This is a genomic window from Yersinia sp. 1252 StPb PI (assembly GCF_048593885.1).
GTDB classification, from domain to species: Bacteria; Pseudomonadota; Gammaproteobacteria; order Enterobacterales; family Enterobacteriaceae; genus Yersinia; species Yersinia enterocolitica_E.
In genome coordinates this window covers 1-3246 of record NZ_JAZGQE010000293.1, presented here as the reverse complement: position 1 = coordinate 3246, position 3246 = coordinate 1, and the positions used below count along the sequence as shown (strand labels likewise).

The window sequence follows — 3246 nt, the reverse complement described above, 5'->3', positions numbered from 1 at the left end:
TGTTATATCATTAATGAATGAAAATTCTATTCCTGAAGATGAGAATAAATTTTCCTCATAAATAACTTCGTGTTTCTCTTCGAAAACATCGCAGAGTTGAGATAATAGATTTGCTATTTTTTCAGGTGTCAAATTTTCAGGTTCAACTATATTTGAACTTAATTTTGATAACTTTTTATTCGAATAAGAATTAGTAATTACTTTCATTCCAAAACTAGCCATTTCAAGTGGCGGGTAACTTGGATGTGGTGAAAGCATTAATGAAATTCCTATTGATGATGTTGACAGTTGGTGTACATATTCATCCAAGTTTAGTTTACCTAAGGAGTTAATAGTAACTTTGTGGCTTAAAATAATATCAGGATGCTTCTCACCTGCAGAAAAAACTTTCCAATATTTTGCTTTTGGATAAAGCTCAGCCCAAATACTGATACTCTGAACAATTAAGTTAAACAAATTCCGTTCAACCCCCGGCCGCCCATAGATCAAAATTTTTCTCTCTCGACACTCATTTTTTCTTTGGTCTCGGGCAGCAGAAAGGACAGGATTAATGATAGGTTCAAAGTAGTAACTTTGAGGATAAAAATATCCATTTTTAATAAAAAAATCGCTCAATAATTTAGTGTTAAATACCGGTATAGTAGCTTTAGAGTTTAGATATGTAGACTCTGCTAACGCATAGCGTGTTGACCACGGATAAAAACCAGGTTCATAATCCTGTACGAAATATATAAGTTTACGCTCATATATATTAAAAATAGCACTCTGCCATTCAATCATCTTAAACGCATTATATGTCGTCCACCATGCAGTTGTTACAAAATAGTCATTTTCAGATATTGCAATTGATGCACAGCTCCTATTCCCGGAAACAACGATACTATTACTGTTAATATCATCTGCGGATAAATCATTCAGCTTCCAATCCGAATAAAACTGATTTTCTTTTAGTTCAACACTAACTTCATCAGTTACAATGATCCTTGCAATCGGAAAGTCCAGTCTAACTTTATCAAAAAAACGTAATGCTGTAGATATACCACCAAAGACATGCTTTTCTGAAAGTGCAGGAATAAGTAAATTAATACGTTTACCTGAAAATTCACTTTTAACAAAGTTAAATGGCGTTATTTCTGGCACCTCATAGTTGATCGTTAACGATGATTCAATTCTATAAGACTCGTGCGCATCCTTCGCAATTTTGTAAATAAATCTATTTGATAATAATTTACGTATAATTTTCTTAATCATATTTTAACGCTTGGTTGTGTGTTGAACATATCTAAATTAACATTATAAAAAGGATCACAACTTTGTTTACGATATGGCTCGTACATCTGTGCAGAACGCTTAAAATCGCAATCAGGTACAAAACTTGTACGACTTTTGGATTCTAAATGATAAAGTTTTGCCTGAGCCAGGTAGACATTGCTATAACCCAACTTATGTGCCCGAATACAAAGTTCGATATCACTTCCGCAAATTTCAAAGAGTTCGTCATATCCCCCTAAGAGATTGAATTTTTGGCGCTCAATAACATGACACGCACCTGTCAATGCCAATACATTTCTACTTATAGCTGGAGAGACAAACGGGCCAACAGAATGAGCATTGGATTGACCTTTAAATACATGATCCGCCCAACCGGACATACCAACAACAACACCTGCATGTTGTAAACTTCCGTCTTCGTATAATAACTGGGGCCCAACAACTGCAACATCGGGTAAAACGGCCCAGGAGACCAAATACTCAATCCACTTGGGTGTAATGACAAGCGTATCATTATTAAGGAAAATTAACACATCCCCCGTTGCTACCTTTGCACCATCATTGTTAAGTTTTGACCAGTTGAACTTACTGTCATCTCGAATAACTTTGCAATTCCCTTTTTCAACTAAGCTATTGAGATAATCACTTGTAGCCAACTCTAACGAACCGTTATCGATCACGATAATTTCATATTGTAGCCAAGTCGTGTATTTCTCAATACTTTGTATGAGATCAATCAACAGCTCTATTTTGTCTCGAATAGGAATAATGATCGATACTTTTTTAATGTTATTGACACTAAATTCTGGCTCATAAGTAAACAAATTATCACCATCGTTTACTTTCACAAAATTATTAGGGTATTTTTGTCTTAGAAAGTCAGCTACGGCTTGTTTCCCTGCGTCATGTGCATAGGGTTTAGACTCTGCATTCATTGCTGTTGAAAGAGGATGCTCTCTCCAGTGATATAAGACTCGTGGAATATGAACTACCCTGCGCGCTTTTGTAGATGCTCTAAGCACCAAATCATAGTCCTGAGCACCTTCTAAGCCTAATCTAAAACCACCAACTTCATCGATTACTTTTTTAGAAATACAGGTAATATGGCCGATATAGTTTTGACCATAAAGCAATACCGGCGACCAGTCGGGTTTGAAAAACGGTGATTTCCTAACTCCATCGACTGTAACATGATCTTCATCAGTATAAATAATATCCACATCCTGATGTTCAGTTATTACTCCTGCAATATAGTGGAGCGCATACTTGTGCAGGAGATCATCATGATCAAGTAACACCACATAGCGGCCAGTAGCAAGTTGCAATGCTTTATTCGATGAATCAGAAATATGACCATTGTTCTCATTTGTAATAAACTTAAACCTAGGATCTGTCGTATAACTTTCTAAAAACGCCGTTATTTCTGTCGAATTAGAAAAATCATCGCAGATGCACAGTTCCCATTCGCCGTAACTCTGGCTAAAGACAGAATCAATACATTCTTTCAGGAATTTCAAATCCGTTTTATAAACTGGCAAAATTATAGATATTTTCGGTTTAAGATCTTTTTCAACACTTTTAGCTATTTTAGCAACTTCTGTAGCATTACGATTTATTTCATACCGTAAATAATCCTGATAGGTTATCAATTCTCTACTAGCAGTATTACCTGAACATCTCTTTATTACTTTTCTATAAGTCTTACTAAAGCCATCTTTTCGAATAGATTCAATAAGCAAAGAAAGTGATAATCTATAATTTATAGACCTAACTTCTCTTACAAGAACACCCACTTTTTTCTTTGCACTTTTTAGTAGTTTTATACCATATCTCATCGGTGCAGTAATACGCCATGATGTCGATGAAATTAACTGGGTGTTAGCTAGCACTAAATCATCTATAACATCGTTAAGCTCGGTTACTGGTTTTAAATTTCCAATACGGACTTCTATTTTAAACCTTAGCCCACTGAAA

2 protein-coding genes are annotated in these 3246 nt (G+C 35.2%); both read right to left on the bottom strand.

The features are described from left to right. The coding region (locus V2A85_RS22765; RefSeq protein WP_420072445.1) for a hypothetical protein at positions 1–1251 on the bottom strand (1251 nt) is incomplete at its 3' end. Next, a partial coding sequence (locus V2A85_RS22760; protein WP_420072444.1) for a glycosyltransferase family 2 protein occupies positions 1248–3246 on the bottom strand: 1999 nt, incomplete at its 5' end. The genes V2A85_RS22765 and V2A85_RS22760, both read right to left, overlap by 4 nt.